The sequence below is a fragment of the Vibrio sp. genome, from assembly GCF_984391705.1.
In genome coordinates, this window is the sequence record NZ_CFHWOM010000032.1 from 27,313 (window position 1) to 48,352 (window position 21,040).

A 21,040-nucleotide genomic window follows, 5' to 3' on the forward strand; every position below is an offset into this window, starting at 1 on the left:
ACCTCAATCCCTGACTCGAACATTGCTTGATTCAGTGCCTTTAAGAATCGTGACACTCGGTGCAATGTATTTTTTGACGACTTTTTCTTCTTCATGAGGGTTTCGTAGGGTTAACTGAATCTCTCCCTTACTCTTGGCCGTTAACAACTTCTCCGCATCTTTGGGAGACACTTCGAGGGTCACAGCTCGAACAATAATCGGCTTGTTCTCCTTGCTCCGAGCAGTCTGGTCAACGGCTAGTACTTTAATATCTTTCAATACAGTGACGGTGTTCGCAGAGGTTGCGCTGTATTTGATGGTATTGAGTACATCGACTCTATTTCCGGGCAAAAGAAAACCTGCGACACCAATAACGTCATTCACTCGTATCGTCACAGCCCGTTTGTTTTCAGGAATTAATGAGGCCAGAGTTGAACCTTCCCCTGGTACCGTTAAGCGGTTTTGATGTAACACCTCACCGGGGAAAATTGTTGTCGCAACCACTTGACCAATCAACTCCTCAGCAGTCGAGAACTGGCCTTCATTTCTCCACTCCACCTCTAGCAACTTACTGGTAATATGTTGCTCTTCAATTGGAGTCCCGGCCGGAATTTCTTGGCTGGCGACAATGACAGGCTCTCGCTCTACCAGCTCCATTTCTGTTTGAGGTTGTAATTGTCTATCCATCCACTGCTTAGCAAAAAAAACTGCCCCTAAGCCAAAAACTATAGATAGCAAAAATAGTAATATGACCTGATTTCTGCTCATCGCTCTCCTCCTCCTTTACCGTCAGCGGTAAAATACACTTCCCATGCGCGGCTCACTATTTCAGGGGAGATAACTGGCTCTACTTCTTCAAAAACAATGATATCTCGGCTGATACCAACAATATCCTTTGGAATACAAGGATAGAAACCGACGCGATGCTGACTATGCAATTCAAATAACTTCTCATAACTCTCTTCACTCACACTAAGCTTCTTGGATTCTGCAAACATGCTCCAAAGTGAGTGGTATTCTTCTTTTAACAGGGGTCCAAATTGGATTTTGTAGCCAAGTCGACGTAAAAAAGCGGGATCACTGATCTTCTCAGGATCTAAGTTCGTAGAAAAAGCCAGAGTTAAAATAAAAGGAATCGTGATTTGCTGGCCATTAGGTAGATTGAGGTAATCGTAAAAGTACTCCATTGGAACAATCCAACGGTTTAGCAGGGTATCGACGGGCATAGGCTGACGACCCAAATCATCGATGATGAAAATGCCGTTGTTCGCCATCATTTGCAAAGGTGCCATCCAAACTCGATTGTGTTCGGAGTGATTCACTTCCAACATATCCATTGTGAGTTCGCCCCCGACCTGAATACTTGGTCGCTCACACAACGCCCACCTACGGTCGAATTGCTCTTTAAACGTGATGGACTTTATTTCCGGACTGGAAACCCTTTTATGGTGCTGTGGCGAGAACACTTTAATAATGTTTCCTGCAGCATATACTGCGTATGGGACATAAACCGATGTGTTGAGTGAGTTGAGTAGCCTAGTCGCGACAAAAGTTTTACCTGTACCCGCATCACCATAGAGCAACAATGCTCGGCCAGAATTAATCGCAGGTCCAAGAACTGAAATCATACGTTCCGCACCCAACACTTCCGATAACGCAAAACTCACATCTTGGCGATTCACCATTTGCGCCCTTACATCTTGGGCCTTTACCATCGCTTCATAATCATTAAGAGAAACAGGTGCAGGCCCAAGGTATGCATCTTTTGCAAAAGCTTCGTCGGCTTCTTGCATCCCCTGTTCTGACAACCCATAACGCACGTTACCTGTGGTCTGAGAACCAAAACCAGCAGCAGCTCCTTGATAGACTTCCACGTGAGATTTAGCGCGCAGGTCCGCTAACATGTCCTCAATCATGTGACTGTTAATACACATCAGCTCAGTTAGCTTCAGAATGTCGGATTTAGGAAAGGCGGCTAAGTGTTTCACCAATAAGTTTTCAAGTACTGCGCGAGGTATTCTCAACGCATCAAAAGAGGTCGGGACGGGTGGTGCCTCAGCCTGAGGGGTTAGCTCTACTCGATGTTTTACTTCCTTGTTCGATTGCACCATAGAGACTCCTTTCTCGCTCTACTCGCTAAAAGTAGCTATGTAATGCCACACCAATAACCACAACAGGAGCAAAAGGCATTCTTAACTTCGCGGACTCAGTGTCATCATCTAGCAAAGCTTTCGTACCTGTTCTCCCATAAGCAAACAACATTTTGTACTTCGAAACTTGTTCTCTCATCTTGTGCTCTTTGCCAGCAACTCGAACAAGCGCATAGATGCTGCCAACTAGAATACTGGTGGCCGCAATCCATAAAGAAACGTCAAGCAACTGCCCCCAGCCAAGCCAAAAACCAATTACACCCAACAACTTAACGTCCCCAGGAGCCATAACACGTAGAACATGCAAGACAAGCGCTCCACTGAACATGACAACTAAACCCAGAAATGCGTCTGCCCAACTAGGAGAAAGCTCAGGCTGCATCACCATTTTGGCAACACAAAAACCCAATGAGATAGCTAAGAGAAGATTAGGAATGCGATGCTCTTTGGCATCAGAGACGGCGATAGTAAGCAACACAAACCAGATAAAGTACTCCACGATATACCTACCTTGACTTCATATTACTCGCTGAATAAAGAATCAAACTCTTCGGACAAAACATCGCGAAATGCAGCGAAAAGACCAGAAAGCCCAACTAGCATCACACTAGCTCCCACAACATACTCAACAACGGTTAAACCTGATTCGTCTAAAAAGAAATCTATTGTTTTTTGGTGAAGTAACATAACCAACTCCTACTGTTGTATAGATTTGGTCCTTTTCTATTACTCAAATCTATACAACTATATTAGTAGGAATTAGGAAAAATGCCTGCTTTCCTCGAAGGAAAGATTGAAGGGTGAATCGTTAGCTAAACACGCTGTTAAGCTCGGCTTCAAGTACAGAGCTAAACGCTCCAAAAATACCCGACAACCCAAGAACTAGCAGGCCTGCACCCACTACGTATTCCACCACTGTCAAACCTTCTTCATCCTTTAGAAATGCTTTGATGTTAGTTAGTACTTTAGTCATAGTCTGTCTCCTTTCGAACAAGTACCCAGCGTCTTGCTTACTTATAAATTAGGAGTTTTATGTGGGGACGAGTTAGGACTTTTTTGGCTAGTTTTGGTACTTTTTTGCTATAAGAAAAATGAAAACTTGGATATTTATGAGAAAAAACACAGGTTGCTATCGATATTTTTGTCATTAAAAGATCTAATCACGCTTTTACGAACAACCCATAAATAATTAATTATTATAAGGAAATCATATAGGAGACCTGCAATATCTAAGGAAATTACGTCTTTAATCAACCAGTCTCAGTTATGATACTTGACAAAATTAATAAGGAAACAAATGTAGATCTTACTCCCAAAAATAGTCCTAATGAAAGATAGTTATATCAAAAGGGACAGAATGATTCTCAAACCAAAGTTGTCCTTAGGTAGCCTCTAGCCTAACCTTATCTTTATAATTCAGTACTAATTTAGGGTTAACTTAATTGAACGTACTACACAGTGGTTATTGGCTCGGACAATCAATTTCGTTTGTTTCTAAAGACTTAGTTCGAGACCTCGATGAATACTTTGATATCAAAGATTACGGTTATGATGTTTCAGTACTTAGTGAGTCAAACATTCATTTCTGCTTTTTCTTCTATGATGACTCTTATCATTCACTATTCCTTACCGCTGCTAAGCTATGCCAAAACCTAAATAAAAGTTTAGTTGTCCTTCATACAGAAGAACTACCTATTGAGATTCAGACCCTCGATATCGTCCTAAAGACCTTCGATATATCCAAACCAGTTGACTCTGTCTGGGCCAAAGCTCTCAGCGAGCAAATTCACTATCAATACACTAAGCACCAAGAAATCTTGGAGATCCATAAACTCACATCAATGATCCAAAAGCAAAATGTAAGCAAAGATCTAATAGAAATTTTGCGCTATATCGACAAAAACCTTTCAAGAACAATTCGTGAAGAAGATATCGCAGAATACTGCCATTATTCAGTCACTTATTTCTCAAAATTCTTTCATAAAGCAATTGGCGTGAGCTTCCGAGACTACTTAGTTTTAAAAAGAATCAATCTTGCTAAACAGTTACTTACAAGCGAGCGAAAAGAAAAGATTTCCTTTATCGCCTTTCAATGCGGCTATCATGACGTTTCTTACTTTTCTAGAATATTTAAAAAGAAAACGGGCTTAAGTCCGGCGGTGTACCGACAACTCCATTAGTACGATCATCACACCTTACTTCATATTATTTCCTCAGCACTTCACTCTCGTTCCTCTTCCATGCTAAAGTTAACAAGCTGTTAACAATAAAAATTAAATCTCAATTTTGCCAATAACATGGAGTTAGAGAATGATTCAGCCTAACGAGTTAAGCAAACCAACTTGTGCTCTCCCTACACCGAATGAAATGATCTTAAAATGGGCCGAGGAACGTCCCAATGAGGTCTACCTAAAACAAATCATTAATCGCCAATTTGTTGAGTTCACGTATGCAGAAGTGGCCGATCAAGCACTGAAGCTTGTCTCCGCTTTAAAGGAACTCGGCTTACAACCGCGCGATAAAGTCGCACTAATATCGAAAAACTGTGCTGAATGGTTTATTTGTGATTTAGCGATGATGCTTGGTGATTTCGTCAGCGTGCCTATTTTCCCAACCGCTGGAGCCGATACGATCGAGTACTGTTTAACTCACAGTGAAAGTAAGGTACTGATCGGCGGTAAGCTAGATGATGCCGCGGCGACTCAACAAGTCATTGCATCGCAACCCGATTTGATCACGATATCTCTGCCTTACGATAGCGCACCTCAATGCCAATACAGTTTTAAAGACCTCATTGAGAAGTCTCAACCAAGTGAAGATAGACCTGAGCATTATGATGATAAGCTAATGTCACTGGTTTACACCTCTGGTACGTCGGGCTTACCGAAAGGCGCAATGCTCACCTATGGAGCGTTCAGTTGGTCAGTGCAAAAGTTGATTGACCACATAGGCATCCAAGAAAATGATCGCCTTTTCTCTTACCTACCGCTCGCGCATATCACTGAGCGAGTTTATATTTTTGGCTCATCGATTCTCGGTGGTGTACAGACCGCTTTCCCAGAGTCTCTCGATACCTTTATTGAAGATGTAAAAATGCAGCGACCTACGCTGTTTATTTCTGTTCCGCGCTTATGGACACTGTTCCAACAACGAATTCAAGACAAACTACCGCAGAAAAAACTCAACATTCTTCTGAAAATTCCATTCGTAAACTCGCTTATTAAGAAGAAACTTGCCGACGGCTTAGGCTTAGATCAAGCTCGCGTACTCGGCTGTGGCTCTGCTCCCGTTTCACCAGCGCTTCTTGATTGGTACCACAGTGTTGGCCTAAATATCACCGAAGCTTGGGGCATGACAGAAGGTTTCGCATATACCACGCTAAATTATCCGTTCCGTGCAGATAAGATTGGTACTGTGGGTAATGCCGGACCTGGCATTGAGCTTAAGATTGCGGAAGATGATGAAATCATGGTACGCAGTAAAGGTCTATTCTCGGGTTACTATAAAAATGACATAGCTACCCAAGAAACTTTCGATGCCGATGGTTGGTTGCACACAGGAGATATTGGTTCTCTTGATAATGAAGGCTATCTAACGATTCAGGGCCGTAAAAAAGACAACTTTAAGACCGCAAAAGGTAAGTTTGTTGCGCCGGTACCTATCGAGAAAAAGCTTTTTGAATACAGTCGAGTAGAGATGATGTGTTTGATTGGTCTAGGACTCCCAGCACCAATATTGTTGGTTGTCCCTCATGACTTCCCGAACTTTGATCGAGCTCGCTATGAGCGCACGACGAAGAAAGTCGTCACTCGTATGAACCAAGAGCTAGAATCACATGAGCAGATCAAAGGGGTACTGATGATCAAAGATCCGTGGAGCATTGAAAACGGTATCTTAACGCCAACCTTAAAGATAAAGCGTCATGTACTTGAACAAAAGTACCACGATATTGGCCAAAACTGGCCAAAAGGTCAGTTGGTCGTTTGGGAAGAATAATCCTAATCAACTAAAAGGAGAGCGAAAGCTCTCCTTTTGCTTTGCAATTAAAGACATTATGATTGCTCCCCTCTTTTAGATTTATACAGGATGTATGTATGGATGCTAGGTTGCATCATCTACCAGGACTACGCTATTTTGAGGTTGCGGCTCGCCTAAACAGTTACAGCCGCGCAGCTGAAGAGCTGTTTATCAGCCAAGCAGCAGTAAGCCAAAAAATACGTCAACTAGAAGATGGCTTAGGTTGTAAACTGTTTGTCCGAGATGGGCGAGAAATGCGTCTTACGGAACAAGGTAAGATCTTGTATCGTCATGTTTCACAAGGGCTTGAGACCATTGTCAGCGGTCTAAATCAAATCCAGAGTGAGCCTGTTGAAGGTTTGCTTTGTGTTAGCTCCACCCCCTCTTTTGCATCCCGTTGGCTTCTTCCAAGACTATGGAAGTTTTCCACTCAGCACCCCAATATCCCAATCCGTATTTTAACCAGTTGTGATGCCCCAAACTTAAAACAAGGGGATGCCGATCTTGCTATCTGGCAAGGTGACGAGTTAGACATAAACAGCGATAGCAAGCTGCATAAAGAGTTTTTATTTGAAGAAACCATTTATCCATTTTGCTCACCTAATCTAGCTCAAAGTATTGGTCTATATAGCCCAGAGCAACTACTCAGCACCTGGCTTATCCATTATGAATCTGGCGGTTACCCTTGGCAAACTTGGTTTGCCCAAGCTGGCGTCACTATGAACAAAGAGTCGGTACAATGGATGGATGTCAGTACTTTTGATCATGCCATGAATGCCGTAATGGCCGGACATGGAGCTTGCTTAGCCTCTGATTCACTGGCTAGTGACTATGTAGATCGAGGATTACTCATCAAGCCCTTTGAAATAGGTATGACACCGGGCATACAATTCAACTTGTTTTATGACGATGAGTCTCCTCGAAGAAAACGAATAGCCGCTTTTGCCAACTGGCTTCACAATGAAATATCCGAATCTACAGGCTCAACCTAATCCCAAAAGTGGCGAACACTTTCTTGTTGAGCCTGCTCTTCTGTTAAACCAATGTCCTCAAGCAGATGAGTAGACAAATCTTCAAGGTGTCGACGAGTGCGATAATTCCTCCACCATACACCAACTTTAGTTAAGAATTTATTTTCCCAAGCTTTCGGCTCTGAGCAGTTTGAATAGCATCTAGAGTTTGAAATATCCATCTTTGTCCCCTTTTCTTGAATTCCACGAATAAATGATTAACTATGAAGCTATATCGCTCAAACGATACAAATTGACTATCAGTTAAGGAAAACTAAAGTGAAGGATCGTCTACCTCCGTTGCAGGGAATCTATTATTTTTATACTGCCGCTCGGCTAGGCAGTTTTAAAGATGCAGCAGCAGAGCTGTATGTCACTGCGGCAGCTATTAGTCAGCAAATTCGGCAACTGGAGGATTTTTTAGGTACCGACCTGTTCCTGCGTCAACATCGCCGAGTAACCTTGACCATGGAAGGTGAAACTCTGTACGCAGAGGCTCAAAGAGGATTTGAGCACTTGCACCGAGGGATACGGCAAATAAACCAAGACCCAAATCCAAACCAACTCTCAATCTCTACATTGCCATCTTTCGCTCAACATTGGCTAGTCCCACGAATAGGCCACTTCAGACAACAAAACCCAGATCTAGAGTTAATGATCGAACCTACGAGTGATCTTGCTGACTTTCAAAATTCGAACATAGATCTGTGTATTCGTTACGGTCCAGGTAACTATCCAAACCTTCATTCAAAGTTACTTATAGAAGAGCTTTTATACCCAGTTTGTCATCCTATATACCAAGAACAGCACAATATTTACGATTTACATGACCTAACTGGAGCCGATCTAATTGAAGACTATTGGCGCGACCTAGATTGGGGGATATGGCTTAAAAATATTGGTCATAAAGCTGCTAAACCTACGCTTAAATACAATGGATCTCACTTTGTGTTAGAGGGGGCGTTAGCCGTTCAAGGCGTCGCATTAGCCAAACATACGTTAGCACAGCGATACATTAACGAGGGCAAGTTGGTGAGGATTGGTAACTTGGCTCAGCGAACCGATTACAATTATTTTCTGTGTGCGCCTAGTGCTTACTTTAAGAGAGAAAAGGTACAGCGCTTCTGCGAGTGGATTTTCAGCCAAGCTGAAGAATGCAAGAAGCTAGACCATCTAGGGCTAGAAATCATTAATAGTCCGAGTCCTAGATAGCTCTTTTGAATTCATTATTTACTAAGTTAATAAAAAAGCCCCTGAAGCTTTCACTTCAGGGGCTTTCAAAGCTATCTAGCTAAAGTAAGAATTACTTCTTAGCTTCGCGCTCTTTAACTTCTGCGATTACTTGCTCAGCAACGTTTGCTGGACAAGCTGCGTAGCGTGCGAATTCCATAGAGAACTGACCACGACCAGAAGTGATAGTACGTAGGTGACCGATGTAACCAAACATTTCTGATAGAGGAACGTCTGCTTTAATACGAACGCCTGTAGTACCAGCTTGTTGGTCTTTGATCATACCACGACGACGGTTAAGGTCACCGATTACGTCACCAACGTTGTCTTCTGGAGTGAATACGTCAACGTTCATGATTGGTTCAAGAAGTTGCGCACCAGCTTTAGGCATAGACTGACGGAATGCGCCTTTAGCAGCGATTTCGTAAGCGATAGCTGAAGAGTCAACTGCGTGGAAACCACCGTCGAATAGTTCAACTTCTACGTCTAGAGTTGGGAAGCCAGCTAGAACACCAGTTTGCATCATAGACGCGAAACCTTTCTCTACTGCAGGCCAGAATTCTTTAGGTACGTTACCACCAACAACTGTTGAAGTGAACGTGAAGCCTGAGTTTGGCTCACCTGGGCGGATACGGTAGTCGATCTTACCGAACTGACCAGAACCACCAGACTGCTTCTTGTGCGTGTAGCTATCTTCAACTGCTTGAGTGATAGTTTCACGGTAAGCTACCTGTGGAGCACCTACTTCTAGCTCAACGCCGTAAGTACGCTTAAGGATGTCTACCTTGATGTCTAGGTGAAGTTCACCCATACCTTTCAGGATAGTTTCACCTGAATCTTCGTCAGTCTCAACTTGGAAAGATGGATCTTCTGCAACCATCTTACCGATAGCGATACCCATCTTCTCTGAACCGCCTTTATCTTTTGGCGTTACAGCGATAGAGATTACTGGTTCTGGGAAGATCATAGCTTCTAGAGTACATTCGTGCTTAGGATCACATAGAGTGTGACCAGTTTGAACGTTCTTCATACCTACGATAGCGATGATGTCACCAGCTTGTGCTTCAGTAAGTTCGTTACGCTCGTCCGCTTGCATTTCACACATACGGCCGATACGTTCAGTTTTACCAGTCGCAGAGTTAAGGATAGTGTCACCCTTCTTCAGACGGCCAGAGTAGATACGAACGAATGTTAGTGCACCAAAACGGTCATCCATGATCTTGAATGCTAGCGCTTTTAGTGGCTCATCTGCAGATACAGTAGCAACTTCGCCAGTTGGCTCACCAGTTTCTGGATCTGTTAGAGGCTGAGGATCAACTTCTGCTGGAGCTGGTAGGTAATCTACAACAGCGTCAAGGATAAGTTGCATACCTTTGTTTTTGAATGCAGAACCACAGAACGTTGGGAAGAACGCTAGGTCACGAGTACCTTTACGGATACAAGCTTTTAGTTGCTCGATAGTTGGCTCTTCGCCTTCCATGTAAGCTTCCATTAGGTCGTCGTCTTGCTCTACAGCAGTTTCAACTAGCTCTTCACGGTACTGTTCTACATCATCAACCATGTCAGCTGGGATGTCTTGAATTTCGTAGTTTTCTGGTAGACCAGTTTCGTCCCAAACGTAAGCTTTACGGTTTAGTACGTCTACAACACCAACGAAATCGTCTTCACGACCGATTGGCAGAGTCATAACTAGTGGGTTAGCGCCTAGTACGTTCTTCACTTGATCAACAACGTTGAAGAAGTCTGCACCCATACGGTCTAGTTTGTTTACGAAGATCAGACGAGCAACTTCTGAGTCGTTCGCGTAACGCCAGTTTGTTTCTGACTGAGGCTCAACACCACCAGAACCACAGAATACACCGATACCACCGTCAAGAACTTTAAGTGAACGGTATACTTCTACTGTAAAGTCAACGTGTCCCGGAGTATCGATTACGTTTAGGCGGTGGCCATTCCACTCACAAGTTACAGCTGCAGACTGGATAGTAATACCACGCTCAGCTTCCTGCTCCATGAAGTCAGTTGTAGACTCACCGTCGTGTACTTCACCAGTTTTGTGGATTTTACCAGTAAGCTTAAGGATACGCTCAGTGGTGGTAGTTTTACCCGCATCAACGTGCGCGAAAATACCAATGTTTCTGTACTTTGATAAATCTGCCATTGTCTTACTCTGTTTATAAGGTATAAATTGCGCGCAGAGTATATCACAATCTGTCAAGACTGATACCCTTGCGTGCTGTTGTCATAAAAAAAACTTTTCTCACCAATATTAGCAGTAAATTCGCCCCTTTTTGGGCTCAAGCTTGCTCATCAGTTAAGTTTTCTCAGAATAAAAATGCTGCTTATATTCATACAAGCAGCATTCTAATGATTGCTTTTGTCCTTAGCTTATCGAGGACAAATTTCCGACTCTGGGAAGAAGAACTCGATTTCACGAGCTGCTGATTCCGGACTATCTGAACCGTGAACTGAATTATAGCGCATGCTGACAGCGTAATCTGCGCGAATTGTACCGCAAGCCGCTTCTTCAGGGTTTGTTTTGCCCATCAGCTCACGATAACGTGCAATTGCATTTTCACCTTCTAACACCTGAACCATGATCGGTCCTGATGTCATAAATTCTTTTAGTGCAGGGAAAAACTCTTTGCCTTCATGTTCTGCGTAAAAGCCACTTGCTTGCTCTTCGGTTAGGTGAACCATTTTAGCGGCAATGATCTGTAGACCCGCTTTCTCAATGCGATGATAGATTTCACCAATCAAGTTACGTTCTACTGCATCGGGCTTAACGATAGAAAAAGTTCTTTCTAGAGCCATAAGGTATCCTTTCGTTTTCTCTTGTTTTGATAAAGAAGAGGCTCTGCGGCCTCTTAATCATTAAATTACTTGTTTGCTTGCTGGATCAATAAACCTGCTAGGCTACGGACTCCAACTCCTGTCGCACCTGCTGCCCACTTGTCTGTCGCTGACTTGCGGTAAGTCGCGGCACAATCAAAGTGCAACCAACCTTTTGTGTAGTCTTCCACAAAGTAAGATAGGAAAGCCGCTGCAGTGCTTGCACCCGGAGAGTAATCACCGCTGCTGATGTTAGACAAATCAGCGAAGTTTGATGGCAACATACCTCTGTGGAAGTCAGCCAAAGGCAAAGGCCATAGACCTTCTTTCTCTTCACGTGCCGCCGTCAATGCTTGGTGAGAAAGCTCATCATCAAAACTCATTAGCGCATGGTAGTCATTACCTAATGCATTCTTCGCAGCACCTGTTAGCGTTGCACAGTCAATGATCAGTTCTGGATTTTGCTCACTCGCATAAATAAGACCGTCAGCTAAAACTAGACGACCTTCCGCATCCGTATTCATGATCTCAACCGTCTTACCATTTTTATAGGTAATGATGTCACCAAGCTTAAGTGCGCGGCCAGAAATCATATTCTCTGCACAACATAGGATTAGCTTCACGCGCTTATTTAAACCACGCATGATCGCCAGACCTAGACCACCAGTAATGGTACCTGAGCCACCCATATCTGCTTTCATGGCCGTCATAAAACCAGAAGGTTTGATGCTGTAACCACCAGAATCAAAAGTAATACCTTTACCCACTAAACAAGCAAACACTGGCGCGTTTTCATCACCTGTCGGGTTAAAGTCAAGCTGCAACATTGCCGACGTGCGGTCTGAACCTCGGCCTACGGCGTAAATACCTTGCCAACCTTCAGCCAGAAGATCTTTATCTTTTACAATACGAGCTTTAACCGTACCTTCTGGCGCCACAGATTTAATAAATTCTGCCGCCATCGTTGCCAATTGGCGAGGTGCAACTTCTTCGGCTGTTTTGTTGATAATATCGCGAGTGAAATCAGTCGCTTTAATACGAGCAGTAAGCTCTAGTTGCTCGGTTTCAGCAAGCGCGCACCACTCAAACTGATTTGCTTTTTTAGGGCCACGATAACCTTGGTGGAAAGCCCACACACTTTCCAAATCCCAGCCTTCACCAGCGAGCGAGACTGAAGCGATACCTTGACCATCAAGCTTACGGGCGGCCCTCTGAATTACACCAAGATCGTCTCCTTCACCTAGGTGAATTGTTGCACCACTATCAGAGAATGAAAGAATTGCTTTATCACCCCAGTGTGGAGCAGCTACATTTTGGCTTAGAAATACTGACATCTGTGTAGACATGGTTTCTCCTTGTCTGTATCGGCGCTGCCTACGCCTTTTTCTATTCACTCAGGGATGTTAACACTTTAATGTTAAATTGATAAAAAAACGGACCCAAAGGTCCGTTATTTTTAGTAAATTTTGTTAACTGCGAGGGGTTTCCCGTTTGGGTTAATCCATTTCATCCATCCAACACAGGATCACAGCTTCTAAAATTTTTTCGTTTGAACGATTAGGCTCATCATCAAACTCTTCTAGTTCGAGAATCCATTGATGAAGATCGGTAAAACGTACCGTTTTCGGATCTATCTCTGGAAACTTATCACATAGCTCAATAGCAATATCGCGTGAATCGGTCCATTTCATTGCTTACTTTCCTATTCGATGATTTATTTATGATTTTAGTCTTATCGCTAAATACAGTTTCGCCAAATTAATGGTCTTCTGATGCGTGGTTTAACGTGTACTTTGGAATTTCCACTACTAGATCTTCATCAGCAACTTTTGCTTGGCAACCTAGGCGAGACTCAGGCTCTAGACCCCACGCTTTGTCTAACATGTCATCTTCAAGCTCATCACTCTCTTCAAGAGAGTCAAAACCTTCACGAATAACTACGTGGCATGTTGTACATGCACATGACTTCTCACACGCATGCTCAATACCGATACCATTTTTCAGCGCCACATCTAAAACTGTGTCACCTGTATTAGCTTCAAGCACCGCACCTTCTGGGCATAGGTCTTCATGTGGTAATACAATAATCTTAGGCATAACTAGTTCTCTTAAATATCATCTACTGACTGACCAGACAGTGCAGCTCGAATTGATTTATCCATACGACGTGATGCGAAATCTTGGCTCGCTTTGTCTGTGTCTTTGATGCCTTGTTCAATAGCATCTGCACTATCACCATTACGAAGTTCAATAAGAGCTTCGATTGCTTTTAACAGTGCTTGTCGTTCTTCTTCAGATAGAAGTTCATCGCCATCGGCTTGCATTGCTGCAATTAACCCTTCGATCACGCGATCTGCTTCAACACGCTGCTCAGCTAGTGCGCGAGCCAACATATCATCTTTTGCGTGAGTCATAGAATCTCGAAGCATGTTCGCGACTTCATCATCACTTAATCCATACGATGGCTTCACTTGAATTTCAGACTGAACACCAGTGCTCTTTTCCATCGCGGTGACTGACAGTAGACCGTCAGCATCAACTTGGTAAGTCACACGAATATGCGCAGCACCAGCCGCCATTGCAGGGATACCTTTTAGTGAGAATCGAGCCAGAGAGCGGCAATCATCAACCATTTCACGTTCACCTTGCACAACGTGTACACTCATCGCCGTTTGGCCATCTTTGAACGTGGTAAATTCCTGTGCTCGAGCAACTGGGATCGTGGTGTTTCGAGGAACGATTTTCTCGACTAGTCCCCCCATGGTTTCAATACCAAGAGACAGTGGAATAACATCCAGAAGCAGCATCTCAGAATCTGGTTTATTGCCAGCTAAGATATCGGCTTGGATACCAGCACCGATCGCGACAACTTCATCAGGGTTAATGCTTGTCAGCGGTTTACGATCAAAGAAATCACCCACCATTTCACGAACAAGAAGCGTACGAGTTGAGCCGCCAACCATCACGACTTCTAGAACTTCATCTGAGTCAACTTCTGCATCTTTTAATGCACGTCGACATGACATCAGTGTTTTCTTCACCAATGGACGGATAAGGTCTTCAAACTCTTCACGGCTAACACTGCCTTTCCAACCGAAGACGTCAACTGAAACGTTATCCATCTCAGAGAAAGCAATCTTAGTCTCCGCTGCGATGTTGAGTAACACGCGAGTCTTTTCAGGAGATAATGGTGCTTCAAGGCCAGCTTGCTCCATCAAGTGTTCAGCAAGTAAGTGGTCAAAGTCATCACCACCTAACGCAGAGTCACCGCCAGTCGCCAATACTTCAAACACACCTTTAGACAAACGAAGGATTGAAATATCAAACGTACCACCGCCTAAATCGTAAACGGCAATAACACCTTCTTGGCCAGAATCTAAACCATAGGCAATAGCCGCAGCGGTTGGTTCATTCAATAAACGTAGAACGTGCATACCTGCCAACTTAGCGGCATCTTTTGTACCAGCACGCTGCGCATCATCAAAATAGGCAGGAACTGTAATCACAACACCTGCAAGCTCACCGCCTAAAGTTTGCTCTGCACGTTGACCTAAAGACTTAAGGATATCAGCAGAAACTTCAATCGGGTTCTTATCGCCCACTTGAGTTTCCAGAACAGGTAAACCGTTGTCGCTTGATTTAAATTGGTAAGGCAAGTTTGGGTAGCGCTTTTGGATGTCATCCAAAGAACGACCCAGTAAGCGTTTTACTGAAATAATTGTGTTTGATGGGTCTTGCTCAGATAACGATTTCGCAGCTTGACCAACAATAGGTGTGTCGCCCGAATAATTTACAACTGAAGGCAGAATACTCTGACCATGTTCATCTTTTAAGGTTGCCGCATCGCCACTACGCACCGATGCAACTAAAGAGTTTGTAGTACCTAAATCGATACCCGCTGCAAGTTTATGCTCATGAGGAGCCGAGCTTTGACCCGGTTCCGCAATTTGAAGTAATGCCATGAGTGGTCCTTGTGATTCTCTAGCCGAGGAGCTTGTCTTCCACTAGTTCGATTTCGTGTTTTAATTTAGAGATAAACTTTAGCTTACGCACGCACTCTGCTGCTTGAGTCCATAGTGCGTCATTCAATTCTTGTTCAACCTGGGCAAGGTGTTGTTTAAACATCTTGCTCACTTTTCCTTCAAAATCGAACAGCGCATCTTCTGGTTCGGAGCTATTAGCAATATCTTCCAGTTCTTCACGTAATTCCATCTGTTCCATTAAGAACATAGGATCTTGCATAGTCTGCTGTTCACCGCGAATTTCCACGCCATTAATTGACAGAATATATTCAGCACGAGAGATAGGACTCTTAAGCATCTGATACGCATCATTGATTTCAGCTGCTTTCTGAACCGCCATCAAACGGTCGCGCTCTGAAGCAGTCGCAAATCTGTCTGGGTGAAATTGTTTTTGAAGTTCACGGAACTGTGAAGAAAGAAGGCTACCATCCAGCTTAAACTGACTTGGTAGCCCAAATAATTCAAAGTAATTCATTTCGAATTCGGTCCTTGGTAAGTAACCTGTGAGCAAGAGGCCCACAGGCGCTATCAATTAAACGTTGAAGCTTTCACCACAACCACATTCGCTCTTAGCATTTGGGTTATTAAACTCAAACCCTTCGTTCAAGCCTTCTTTAACGTAGTCAAGCTCAGTACCGTCCAAATAAACCAGGCTCTTTTGGTCAATAATCACCTTAACGCCTTCATGTTCGAATACTGAATCTTCTTCGTTTAGCTCGTCAACAAACTCAAGCACATAAGCCATGCCAGAACAGCCTGTCGTCTTTACACCCAAGCGGAGACCGATGCCTTTGCCTCGGTTATCTAGGAATGTCCTAACGCGACTTGCCGCGGTTTCTGTCATTGTGATGGCCATACTGCACCTTAGTTTGTCTATGTTGCGAATGAAATAGGAGGATTAACCTCCTATTATATACAGATTACTTATTCTTGGTGTTTTTTCTTGTAGTCAGCAACGGCTGCTTTAATTGCATCTTCAGCAAGAATCGAACAGTGAACTTTCACTGGTGGAAGTTCTAGCTCTTCTGCAATTTCTGCGTTTTTGATTGCAGCTGCTTCATCAATGCTCTTGCCTTTAACCCATTCAGTTACAAGTGAGCTTGAAGCTATTGCACTGCCACAACCGTAAGTTTTAAATTTTGCATCTTCGATAATACCTTCCGGTGTTACCTTAATTTGCAGTTTCATAACGTCGCCACAAGCTGGTGCACCAACCATGCCGCTACCAACTGCTGGGTCTTCTTTGTCAAAAGAACCAACGTTACGTGGGTTCTCGTAGTGATCGATTACTTTTTCGCTATATGCCATGATAATTTACCTCGAATCCTCTATTAATCTTTGGGAATAACCAGTGATTAGTGGTGAGCCCACTCAACCGTATCTAGGTCGATTCCTTCCTTGTACATATCCCATAGAGGAGACATGTCACGCAGCTTAGTTACTGCTGTACGAATTTGTTCGATTGCGTAGTCAATTTCTTCTTCTGTTGTGAAGCGACCGAAAGAGAAACGAACTGAACTGTGTGCTAATTCGTCATTTAGACCAAGAGCACGAAGAACGTAAGATGGTTCTAGACTTGCTGATGTACAAGCACTGCCTGACGATACGGCTAGATCTTTCAGAGACATAAGCAGTGACTCGCCTTCAACGAAAGCAAAGCTAACGTTTAGGTTATGTGGTACACGCTGCTCTAGATCACCATTCACTGTAACGGCTTCAAGATCTTTTACGCCATCAAGAAGGCGGTTGCGAAGCGCAAGTGCGTGGTCAAAGTCCTTCTGCATATCTTCTTTAGCAATACGGAAAGCTTCACCCATGCCCACGATTTGGTGAGTTGGAAGCGTGCCCGAACGGAAACCACGCTCGTGACCACCACCGTGCATTTGTGCTTCTAGACGAATACGAGGTTTACGGCGTACATATAGGGCGCCAATACCTTTCGGGCCATAGATTTTATGAGCAGACATAGAGATGAGGTCAACTTTCATCTCTTGCACGTCAATAGGTAGCTTACCAGCAGATTGCGCAGCATCAACGTGGAATACAACTTTACGCTCACGGCAGAGTTCACCGATTGAAGCGATATCTTGGATTACACCAATTTCATTGTTCACATGCATGATAGAAACAAGAACAGTGTCATCACGCATTGCCGCTTCTAGCTTCTTAAGATCAATAAGACCATTTGATTCTGGTTCTAGATAAGTAACCTCAAAACCTTCACGCTCAAGCTGACGACATGGATCCAGAACCGCTTTGTGTTCTGTTTTACAAGTAATAACGTGCTTGCCTTTCTTAGAGTAGAAGTGCGCTGCACCTTTGATTGCAAGGTTGTCAGACTCGGTAGCACCAGATGTGAATACGATTTCGCGTGGGTCTGCATTCAAAAGGTCTGCGATTTGTTCGCGCGCAGTATCTACTGCTTCTTCTGCCTGCCAGCCGTAACGGTGTGAACGTGACGCTGGGTTGCCAAACGTACCGTCCATAGTCATGTACTGAACCATTTTTTCAGCTACACGAGGATCAACAGGACAGGTCGCTGAATAATCTAAATAAATAGGCAGTTTCATTTTCTACTCCAATGTAACAGGCAAACCGCTTAAGAGCGGACGTTTACACCGATGGGTGCGGTGCTTGTATTTTTATTTGCAAACCCATGGTTCACCGCAAGATCTAAGTCTTGGCGGTCAGAAATTTCTAGCACTTCATTGTCTTTCATCAACTCCCCAAGAGTGATGTTATTCAAGAAGTCACTGATTCGTGAACTCAAATCACGCCACAGTGTATGTGTTAGGCATCGAGAACCACCTTGGCAGTCTCCTTTGCCATTACACTTTGTCGCATCGACAGATTCGTCAACAGCTGCGATCACAGTTCCAATCGCAATCGAGTATGCGTCTTCGCCTAGTCGGTAACCACCACCCGGCCCTCGCACACTCGCTACTAAACCAGCTTTACGTAACTTCGAGAAAAGCTGCTCTAGATAAGATAAAGAGATACCTTGACGTTCTGAAATATCTGCCAGAGGTACAGGGTTTTGTTGCGAATGCAGAGCCACATCTAACATGGCTGTCACTGCGTATCTTCCTTTAGATGTAAGTCTCATATAACACCATATCCACACCGTTTATGTGGTATGAATTTTTTCATACCTGACTGTTTTGGTCAAGTATTTAATTGACTATTTTAGTCAGGTATTTAACCCTTATATCTAAATGGTTAATTCTATTTAGAGATACGCTTCTCAATAGAAGTCAAAATACCGCGTAAGATATTGAGCTCCTGGGCTTCAGGACGTGCTCGATTGAAAAGTCGGCGTAGCTTGTTCATTACTTTGCCAGGCTGATCTTCATTGATAAATTGGGTATTAGTTGCCACTTTTTCAAGGTGTTCAAAGAACAATTCCAATTCTTTATGTCTTGGGTACTCGCTTTGTTCCTTAACTTCATATTGGCTTTGCTCACGTTCTAAGTAGGCCATACGAATTTCATAGCTTAAGGTTTGCACAGCCATCGCCAAGTTGAGCGAGCTATACTCAGGATTTGCCGGGATACAAACATGGTAGTGGCATGTCTGTAACTCTTCATTCGTTAACCCCGTACGTTCGCGGCCAAACACAAGTGCAACTGGAGAGCTCTCACCTTCTTCAACAAACTTAACGCCACATTCTCGTGGTTCAAGCATAGGCCACTCTAAAGTTCGGGAACGAGCACTAGACCCGACAACAAGAGCACAGTCCTCTACCGCTTCAGCTAGGGTATTCACAATTACGGCATTCTCGGCGATATCTCCCGCTCCGGCAGCCAATGCTAATGCTTGCTCATCAACGCTACATTGCGGGTCAACTAAGACTAAATTAGAGAGCCCCATGACTTTCATAGCACGAGCTGCTGAGCCAATATTGCCCGAGTGAGAAGTCCCGACGAGGACAACTTTTACATTGTTAAGCATTGATGAGTTCCAAGAGAGATTTAAAGCCGCAAGATAGTATCATATACCTGACTAAAATGGTCAGACCCTTTCAATGAATAAAGTTAAAAGTGCAAAAATTAACCACTTCCATTTGGCAATATATCTGGTATACTGCCGCCCGTTTTTCTGTTCTTTAACATCCGTTGGGAAATTAGTATGCATCCAATGCTTAATATCGCTATTCGTGCTGCACGAAAAGCAGGCAATCATATTGCTAAATCTTTAGAAAATGCTGAGAAGATCGAATCAACTCAGAAAGGCACGAACGACTTTGTTACTAACGTAGACAAAGAAGCAGAAGCTATCATCATCGATACTATTAAAGCGTCATACCCTGAACACTGTATTGTGGCAGAGGAAAACGGCGTTATCGAAGGCAAAGATAAAGAAGTACAATGGATCATCGACCCACTGGATGGCACTTCAAACTTTGTAAAAGGTTTACCACACTTTTCTGTATCCATCGCTGTTCGCTTTAAAGGCAAAACAGAAGTTGCTTGTGTTTACGACCCAATGCTAAACGAGCTATTCACAGCTCAACGTGGAGCTGGCGCTCAACTAAACAATGCACGTATCCGTGTTAAGCAACTTAAAGATCTTCAAGGTACTGTTCTAGCGACAGGTTTCCCATACAAACAAAAGCAGCACTCTGAATCTTACTTCAAGATCATGTCTGCTCTATTTGTAGATTGTGCTGACTTCCGTCGCACTGGTTCAGCGGCTCTAGACCTATGTTATGTTGCTGCAGGCCGTGTAGATGGTTTCTTCGAGCTAGGCCTTAAGCCATGGGATATTGCTGCAGGCGAACTAATCGCTCGTGAAGCAGGCGCGATCATCACAGATTTCGCAGGTGGTACTGACTACATGAAGTCAGGTAACGTTGTTGCTTCTAGCGCTCGTGGCGTTAAAGGCATGCTTAAGCATATCCGTGAAAACGGTAACGAAGCAATGCTTAAGTAATCCAGCTCCCGTCACAGCTGAATACCAAAAGCCCGCTCATAGAGCGGGTTTTTTTGTACCTAACACTTGCTGCTTGCCCTCTGCTTATTCGCAATGACTCTACTAGATTCACTTCACTATCTATTGCTGCTTTTCATATACCAACACTTAAGCTGATTTTAAGTATGATACTTATTCTAGAGCCTTGCATAGTGACTATTTGGGGGAGGTGGCGATACCGAGAGAAATAATCTCAGCGCATTCTTTTGAGATCTTGTGAAATTCCCCCGACTACTCACTAGTGGCGAGAGATGTATAGACAGGTCGCAGCACCTATGTTTGAAAACATGTGGCCTAATACACCAGTGATCTAGATAGGTGCCCCAAAGATATGCATGTTCAACGCAGGCTTTGTCGTGGAAGGACTAGGAGAATCTATGGAGCTTAGAGTTGAAGCTGGAAATATATTAATCACCAATACAAAAAAGCCCCAGTCTTTCGACTAGAGCCTTAAATATGGCAGGGATGGACCGGGCTGGCGCTCCAGAGATTCGACTGAGCTGGCATGCCAGCTCCCAACACGAGCGGTTTCTGGTAAGTCTAGGAGTCCGCTGCTTGGCTAATTGAATACTTCAATATCAAAAAGCAAAATGGCTCCAGTCTTTCGACTAGAGCCTTAAATATGGCAGGGGTGGACCGGGCTGGCGCTCCAGAGATTCGACTGGGCTGGCATTCCAGCTCCCAACACGCGCTGTTTCTGATAAGTCGAGGAATCCGCTGATCTGTCAATTGAATACTTCAATATTAAAAAGCAAAAAGGCTCCAGTCTTTCGACTAGAGCCTTAAATATGGCAGGGGTGGAGAGATTCGAACTCCCAACACGCGGATT

23 protein-coding genes are annotated in these 21,040 nt (G+C 43.8%); 5 read left to right on the top strand and 18 right to left on the bottom strand.

The features are described 5' to 3' along the window. Positions 1 to 3: 3 nt before the first annotated feature. From cpaB to AC4MRV_RS14940, 5 genes are all read right to left on the bottom strand, one after another. Positions 4 to 747 (bottom strand): Flp pilus assembly protein CpaB, encoded by a 744-nt coding sequence (cpaB, locus tag AC4MRV_RS14920; RefSeq protein WP_491188123.1) that lies wholly within the window; start codon positions 745 to 747, stop codon positions 4 to 6. After that, on the bottom strand, positions 744 to 2,090 hold the full coding sequence (locus AC4MRV_RS14925) for an ATP-binding protein (RefSeq protein ID WP_491188124.1): 1,347 nt from the start codon (positions 2,088 to 2,090) through the stop codon (positions 744 to 746). Before AC4MRV_RS14925 ends, cpaB begins: the two co-directional genes overlap by 4 nt. A 25-nt stretch (positions 2,091 to 2,115) precedes the next feature. Beyond that, positions 2,116 to 2,628 carry an A24 family peptidase gene (locus AC4MRV_RS14930; protein WP_491188125.1) on the bottom strand — a complete coding sequence of 171 codons (513 nt, stop codon included), beginning with the start codon at positions 2,626 to 2,628 and terminating at the stop codon, positions 2,116 to 2,118. A 23-nt stretch (positions 2,629 to 2,651) separates the two neighbouring features. Next, the gene (locus AC4MRV_RS14935; protein ID WP_491188126.1) at positions 2,652 to 2,816 is read right to left on the bottom strand and encodes a Flp family type IVb pilin; all 165 of its coding nucleotides are present in this window, start codon (positions 2,814 to 2,816) and stop codon (positions 2,652 to 2,654) included. 121 nt (positions 2,817 to 2,937) lie between these two features. After that, positions 2,938 to 3,102 (bottom strand): Flp family type IVb pilin, encoded by a 165-nt coding sequence (locus tag AC4MRV_RS14940; protein ID WP_491188127.1) that lies wholly within the window; start codon positions 3,100 to 3,102, stop codon positions 2,938 to 2,940. Between the two features lie 469 nt (positions 3,103 to 3,571). Between AC4MRV_RS14940 and AC4MRV_RS14945 the strand changes: the two genes are divergently transcribed. The 3 genes from AC4MRV_RS14945 (at position 3,572) to AC4MRV_RS14955 (ending at position 7,138) form a co-directional block, all read left to right on the top strand. Continuing rightward, the gene (locus AC4MRV_RS14945) at positions 3,572 to 4,309 is read left to right on the top strand and encodes a helix-turn-helix domain-containing protein (RefSeq protein WP_491188128.1); all 738 of its coding nucleotides are present in this window, start codon (positions 3,572 to 3,574) and stop codon (positions 4,307 to 4,309) included. Positions 4,310 to 4,439: 130 nt separating this feature from the next. Continuing rightward, a complete protein-coding gene (locus AC4MRV_RS14950; protein WP_491188129.1) occupies positions 4,440 to 6,125 on the top strand; it encodes an AMP-binding protein in 1,686 nt (561 codons plus the stop codon). 98 nt (positions 6,126 to 6,223) lie between these two features. Next, positions 6,224 to 7,138: a LysR substrate-binding domain-containing protein gene (locus AC4MRV_RS14955; RefSeq protein WP_491188130.1), complete on the top strand. Its 915-nt coding sequence runs from the start codon at positions 6,224 to 6,226 to the stop codon at positions 7,136 to 7,138. Here the strand turns inward: AC4MRV_RS14955 and AC4MRV_RS14960 are convergent. Further along, complete coding sequence (locus AC4MRV_RS14960) at positions 7,135 to 7,338, bottom strand: DUF1127 domain-containing protein (RefSeq protein ID WP_491188131.1); 204 nt, start codon at positions 7,336 to 7,338, stop codon at positions 7,135 to 7,137. The genes AC4MRV_RS14955 and AC4MRV_RS14960 overlap by 4 nt on opposite strands. A gap of 97 nt (positions 7,339 to 7,435) precedes the next feature. On the opposite strand from AC4MRV_RS14960, the gene AC4MRV_RS14965 reads away from it, so the two are divergent. Next, positions 7,436 to 8,368: a LysR substrate-binding domain-containing protein gene (locus tag AC4MRV_RS14965; RefSeq protein WP_491188132.1), complete on the top strand. Its 933-nt coding sequence runs from the start codon at positions 7,436 to 7,438 to the stop codon at positions 8,366 to 8,368. Positions 8,369 to 8,459: 91 nt separating this feature from the next. Here AC4MRV_RS14965 and fusA read toward each other — a convergent pair whose 3' ends face one another. The 12 genes from fusA to trmJ form a co-directional block, all read right to left on the bottom strand. After that, the gene (gene fusA, locus AC4MRV_RS14970; RefSeq protein WP_491188133.1) at positions 8,460 to 10,547 is read right to left on the bottom strand and encodes an elongation factor G; all 2,088 of its coding nucleotides are present in this window, start codon (positions 10,545 to 10,547) and stop codon (positions 8,460 to 8,462) included. Positions 10,548 to 10,774: 227 nt separating this feature from the next. Further along, entirely contained in the window at positions 10,775 to 11,200 is a 426-nt protein-coding gene (gene ndk, locus AC4MRV_RS14975; protein WP_491188134.1) for a nucleoside-diphosphate kinase, read from the bottom strand. Positions 11,201 to 11,265: 65 nt separating this feature from the next. Then, a complete protein-coding gene (gene pepB / locus AC4MRV_RS14980) occupies positions 11,266 to 12,564 on the bottom strand; it encodes an aminopeptidase PepB (protein WP_491188135.1) in 1,299 nt (432 codons plus the stop codon). Between the two features lie 150 nt (positions 12,565 to 12,714). Then, positions 12,715 to 12,909: a Fe-S cluster assembly protein IscX gene (gene iscX / locus AC4MRV_RS14985; protein ID WP_491188136.1), complete on the bottom strand. Its 195-nt coding sequence runs from the start codon at positions 12,907 to 12,909 to the stop codon at positions 12,715 to 12,717. 67 nt (positions 12,910 to 12,976) lie between these two features. After that, positions 12,977 to 13,315, bottom strand: coding sequence for an ISC system 2Fe-2S type ferredoxin (gene fdx, locus AC4MRV_RS14990; protein ID WP_005476776.1), 339 nt, complete (start codon positions 13,313 to 13,315; stop codon positions 12,977 to 12,979). A gap of 11 nt (positions 13,316 to 13,326) precedes the next feature. After that, positions 13,327 to 15,180 carry a Fe-S protein assembly chaperone HscA gene (gene hscA, locus AC4MRV_RS14995; RefSeq protein ID WP_491188137.1) on the bottom strand — a complete coding sequence of 618 codons (1,854 nt, stop codon included), beginning with the start codon at positions 15,178 to 15,180 and terminating at the stop codon, positions 13,327 to 13,329. Positions 15,181 to 15,199: 19 nt separating this feature from the next. Then, positions 15,200 to 15,715 carry a co-chaperone HscB gene (gene hscB / locus AC4MRV_RS15000; RefSeq protein WP_491188138.1) on the bottom strand — a complete coding sequence of 172 codons (516 nt, stop codon included), beginning with the start codon at positions 15,713 to 15,715 and terminating at the stop codon, positions 15,200 to 15,202. Between the two features lie 57 nt (positions 15,716 to 15,772). Next, complete coding sequence (gene iscA / locus AC4MRV_RS15005; protein ID WP_408687831.1) at positions 15,773 to 16,096, bottom strand: iron-sulfur cluster assembly protein IscA; 324 nt, start codon at positions 16,094 to 16,096, stop codon at positions 15,773 to 15,775. A gap of 68 nt (positions 16,097 to 16,164) precedes the next feature. Further along, entirely contained in the window at positions 16,165 to 16,548 is a 384-nt protein-coding gene (iscU, locus tag AC4MRV_RS15010; protein ID WP_004412993.1) for a Fe-S cluster assembly scaffold IscU, read from the bottom strand. A gap of 47 nt (positions 16,549 to 16,595) precedes the next feature. Next, positions 16,596 to 17,810, bottom strand: coding sequence for an IscS subfamily cysteine desulfurase (locus tag AC4MRV_RS15015; protein WP_491188139.1), 1,215 nt, complete (start codon positions 17,808 to 17,810; stop codon positions 16,596 to 16,598). Positions 17,811 to 17,839: 29 nt separating this feature from the next. Continuing rightward, positions 17,840 to 18,346, bottom strand: coding sequence for a Fe-S cluster assembly transcriptional regulator IscR (gene iscR, locus AC4MRV_RS15020; RefSeq protein WP_491188140.1), 507 nt, complete (start codon positions 18,344 to 18,346; stop codon positions 17,840 to 17,842). A 119-nt stretch (positions 18,347 to 18,465) separates the two neighbouring features. Continuing rightward, positions 18,466 to 19,191: a tRNA (cytosine(32)/uridine(32)-2'-O)-methyltransferase TrmJ gene (trmJ, locus tag AC4MRV_RS15025; protein WP_491188141.1), complete on the bottom strand. Its 726-nt coding sequence runs from the start codon at positions 19,189 to 19,191 to the stop codon at positions 18,466 to 18,468. A 177-nt stretch (positions 19,192 to 19,368) separates the two neighbouring features. Here trmJ and suhB point away from each other — a divergent pair, with 177 nt between their 5' ends. Further along, positions 19,369 to 20,172 carry an inositol-1-monophosphatase gene (gene suhB / locus AC4MRV_RS15030; RefSeq protein WP_491188142.1) on the top strand — a complete coding sequence of 268 codons (804 nt, stop codon included), beginning with the start codon at positions 19,369 to 19,371 and terminating at the stop codon, positions 20,170 to 20,172. Positions 20,173 to 21,040 lie beyond the last annotated feature (868 nt).

Excerpts from the sequence above, each read along its gene's own strand:
- cpaB (WP_491188123.1), bottom strand. The coding sequence starts at position 747 with ATGAGCAGAAATCAGGTCATATTACTATTTTTGCTATCTATAGTTTTT.
- AC4MRV_RS14925 (WP_491188124.1), bottom strand. The coding sequence starts at position 2,090 with ATGGTGCAATCGAACAAGGAAGTAAAACATCGAGTAGAGCTAACCCCT.
- AC4MRV_RS14935 (WP_491188126.1), bottom strand. The coding sequence starts at position 2,816 with ATGTTACTTCACCAAAAAACAATAGATTTCTTTTTAGACGAATCAGGT.
- AC4MRV_RS14940 (WP_491188127.1), bottom strand. The coding sequence starts at position 3,102 with ATGACTAAAGTACTAACTAACATCAAAGCATTTCTAAAGGATGAAGAA.
- AC4MRV_RS14950 (WP_491188129.1), top strand. The coding sequence starts at position 4,440 with ATGATTCAGCCTAACGAGTTAAGCAAACCAACTTGTGCTCTCCCTACA.
- AC4MRV_RS14955 (WP_491188130.1), top strand. The coding sequence starts at position 6,224 with ATGGATGCTAGGTTGCATCATCTACCAGGACTACGCTATTTTGAGGTT.
- AC4MRV_RS14960 (WP_491188131.1), bottom strand. The coding sequence starts at position 7,338 with ATGGATATTTCAAACTCTAGATGCTATTCAAACTGCTCAGAGCCGAAA.
- fusA (WP_491188133.1), bottom strand. The coding sequence starts at position 10,547 with ATGGCAGATTTATCAAAGTACAGAAACATTGGTATTTTCGCGCACGTT.
- ndk (WP_491188134.1), bottom strand. The coding sequence starts at position 11,200 with ATGGCTCTAGAAAGAACTTTTTCTATCGTTAAGCCCGATGCAGTAGAA.
- pepB (WP_491188135.1), bottom strand. The coding sequence starts at position 12,564 with ATGTCTACACAGATGTCAGTATTTCTAAGCCAAAATGTAGCTGCTCCA.
- iscX (WP_491188136.1), bottom strand. The coding sequence starts at position 12,909 with ATGAAATGGACCGATTCACGCGATATTGCTATTGAGCTATGTGATAAG.
- fdx (WP_005476776.1), bottom strand. The coding sequence starts at position 13,315 with ATGCCTAAGATTATTGTATTACCACATGAAGACCTATGCCCAGAAGGT.
- hscA (WP_491188137.1), bottom strand. The coding sequence starts at position 15,180 with ATGGCATTACTTCAAATTGCGGAACCGGGTCAAAGCTCGGCTCCTCAT.
- hscB (WP_491188138.1), bottom strand. The coding sequence starts at position 15,715 with ATGAATTACTTTGAATTATTTGGGCTACCAAGTCAGTTTAAGCTGGAT.
- iscA (WP_408687831.1), bottom strand. The coding sequence starts at position 16,096 with ATGGCCATCACAATGACAGAAACCGCGGCAAGTCGCGTTAGGACATTC.
- iscU (WP_004412993.1), bottom strand. The coding sequence starts at position 16,548 with ATGGCATATAGCGAAAAAGTAATCGATCACTACGAGAACCCACGTAAC.
- AC4MRV_RS15015 (WP_491188139.1), bottom strand. The coding sequence starts at position 17,810 with ATGAAACTGCCTATTTATTTAGATTATTCAGCGACCTGTCCTGTTGAT.
- iscR (WP_491188140.1), bottom strand. The coding sequence starts at position 18,346 with ATGAGACTTACATCTAAAGGAAGATACGCAGTGACAGCCATGTTAGAT.
- trmJ (WP_491188141.1), bottom strand. The coding sequence starts at position 19,191 with ATGCTTAACAATGTAAAAGTTGTCCTCGTCGGGACTTCTCACTCGGGC.
- suhB (WP_491188142.1), top strand. The coding sequence starts at position 19,369 with ATGCATCCAATGCTTAATATCGCTATTCGTGCTGCACGAAAAGCAGGC.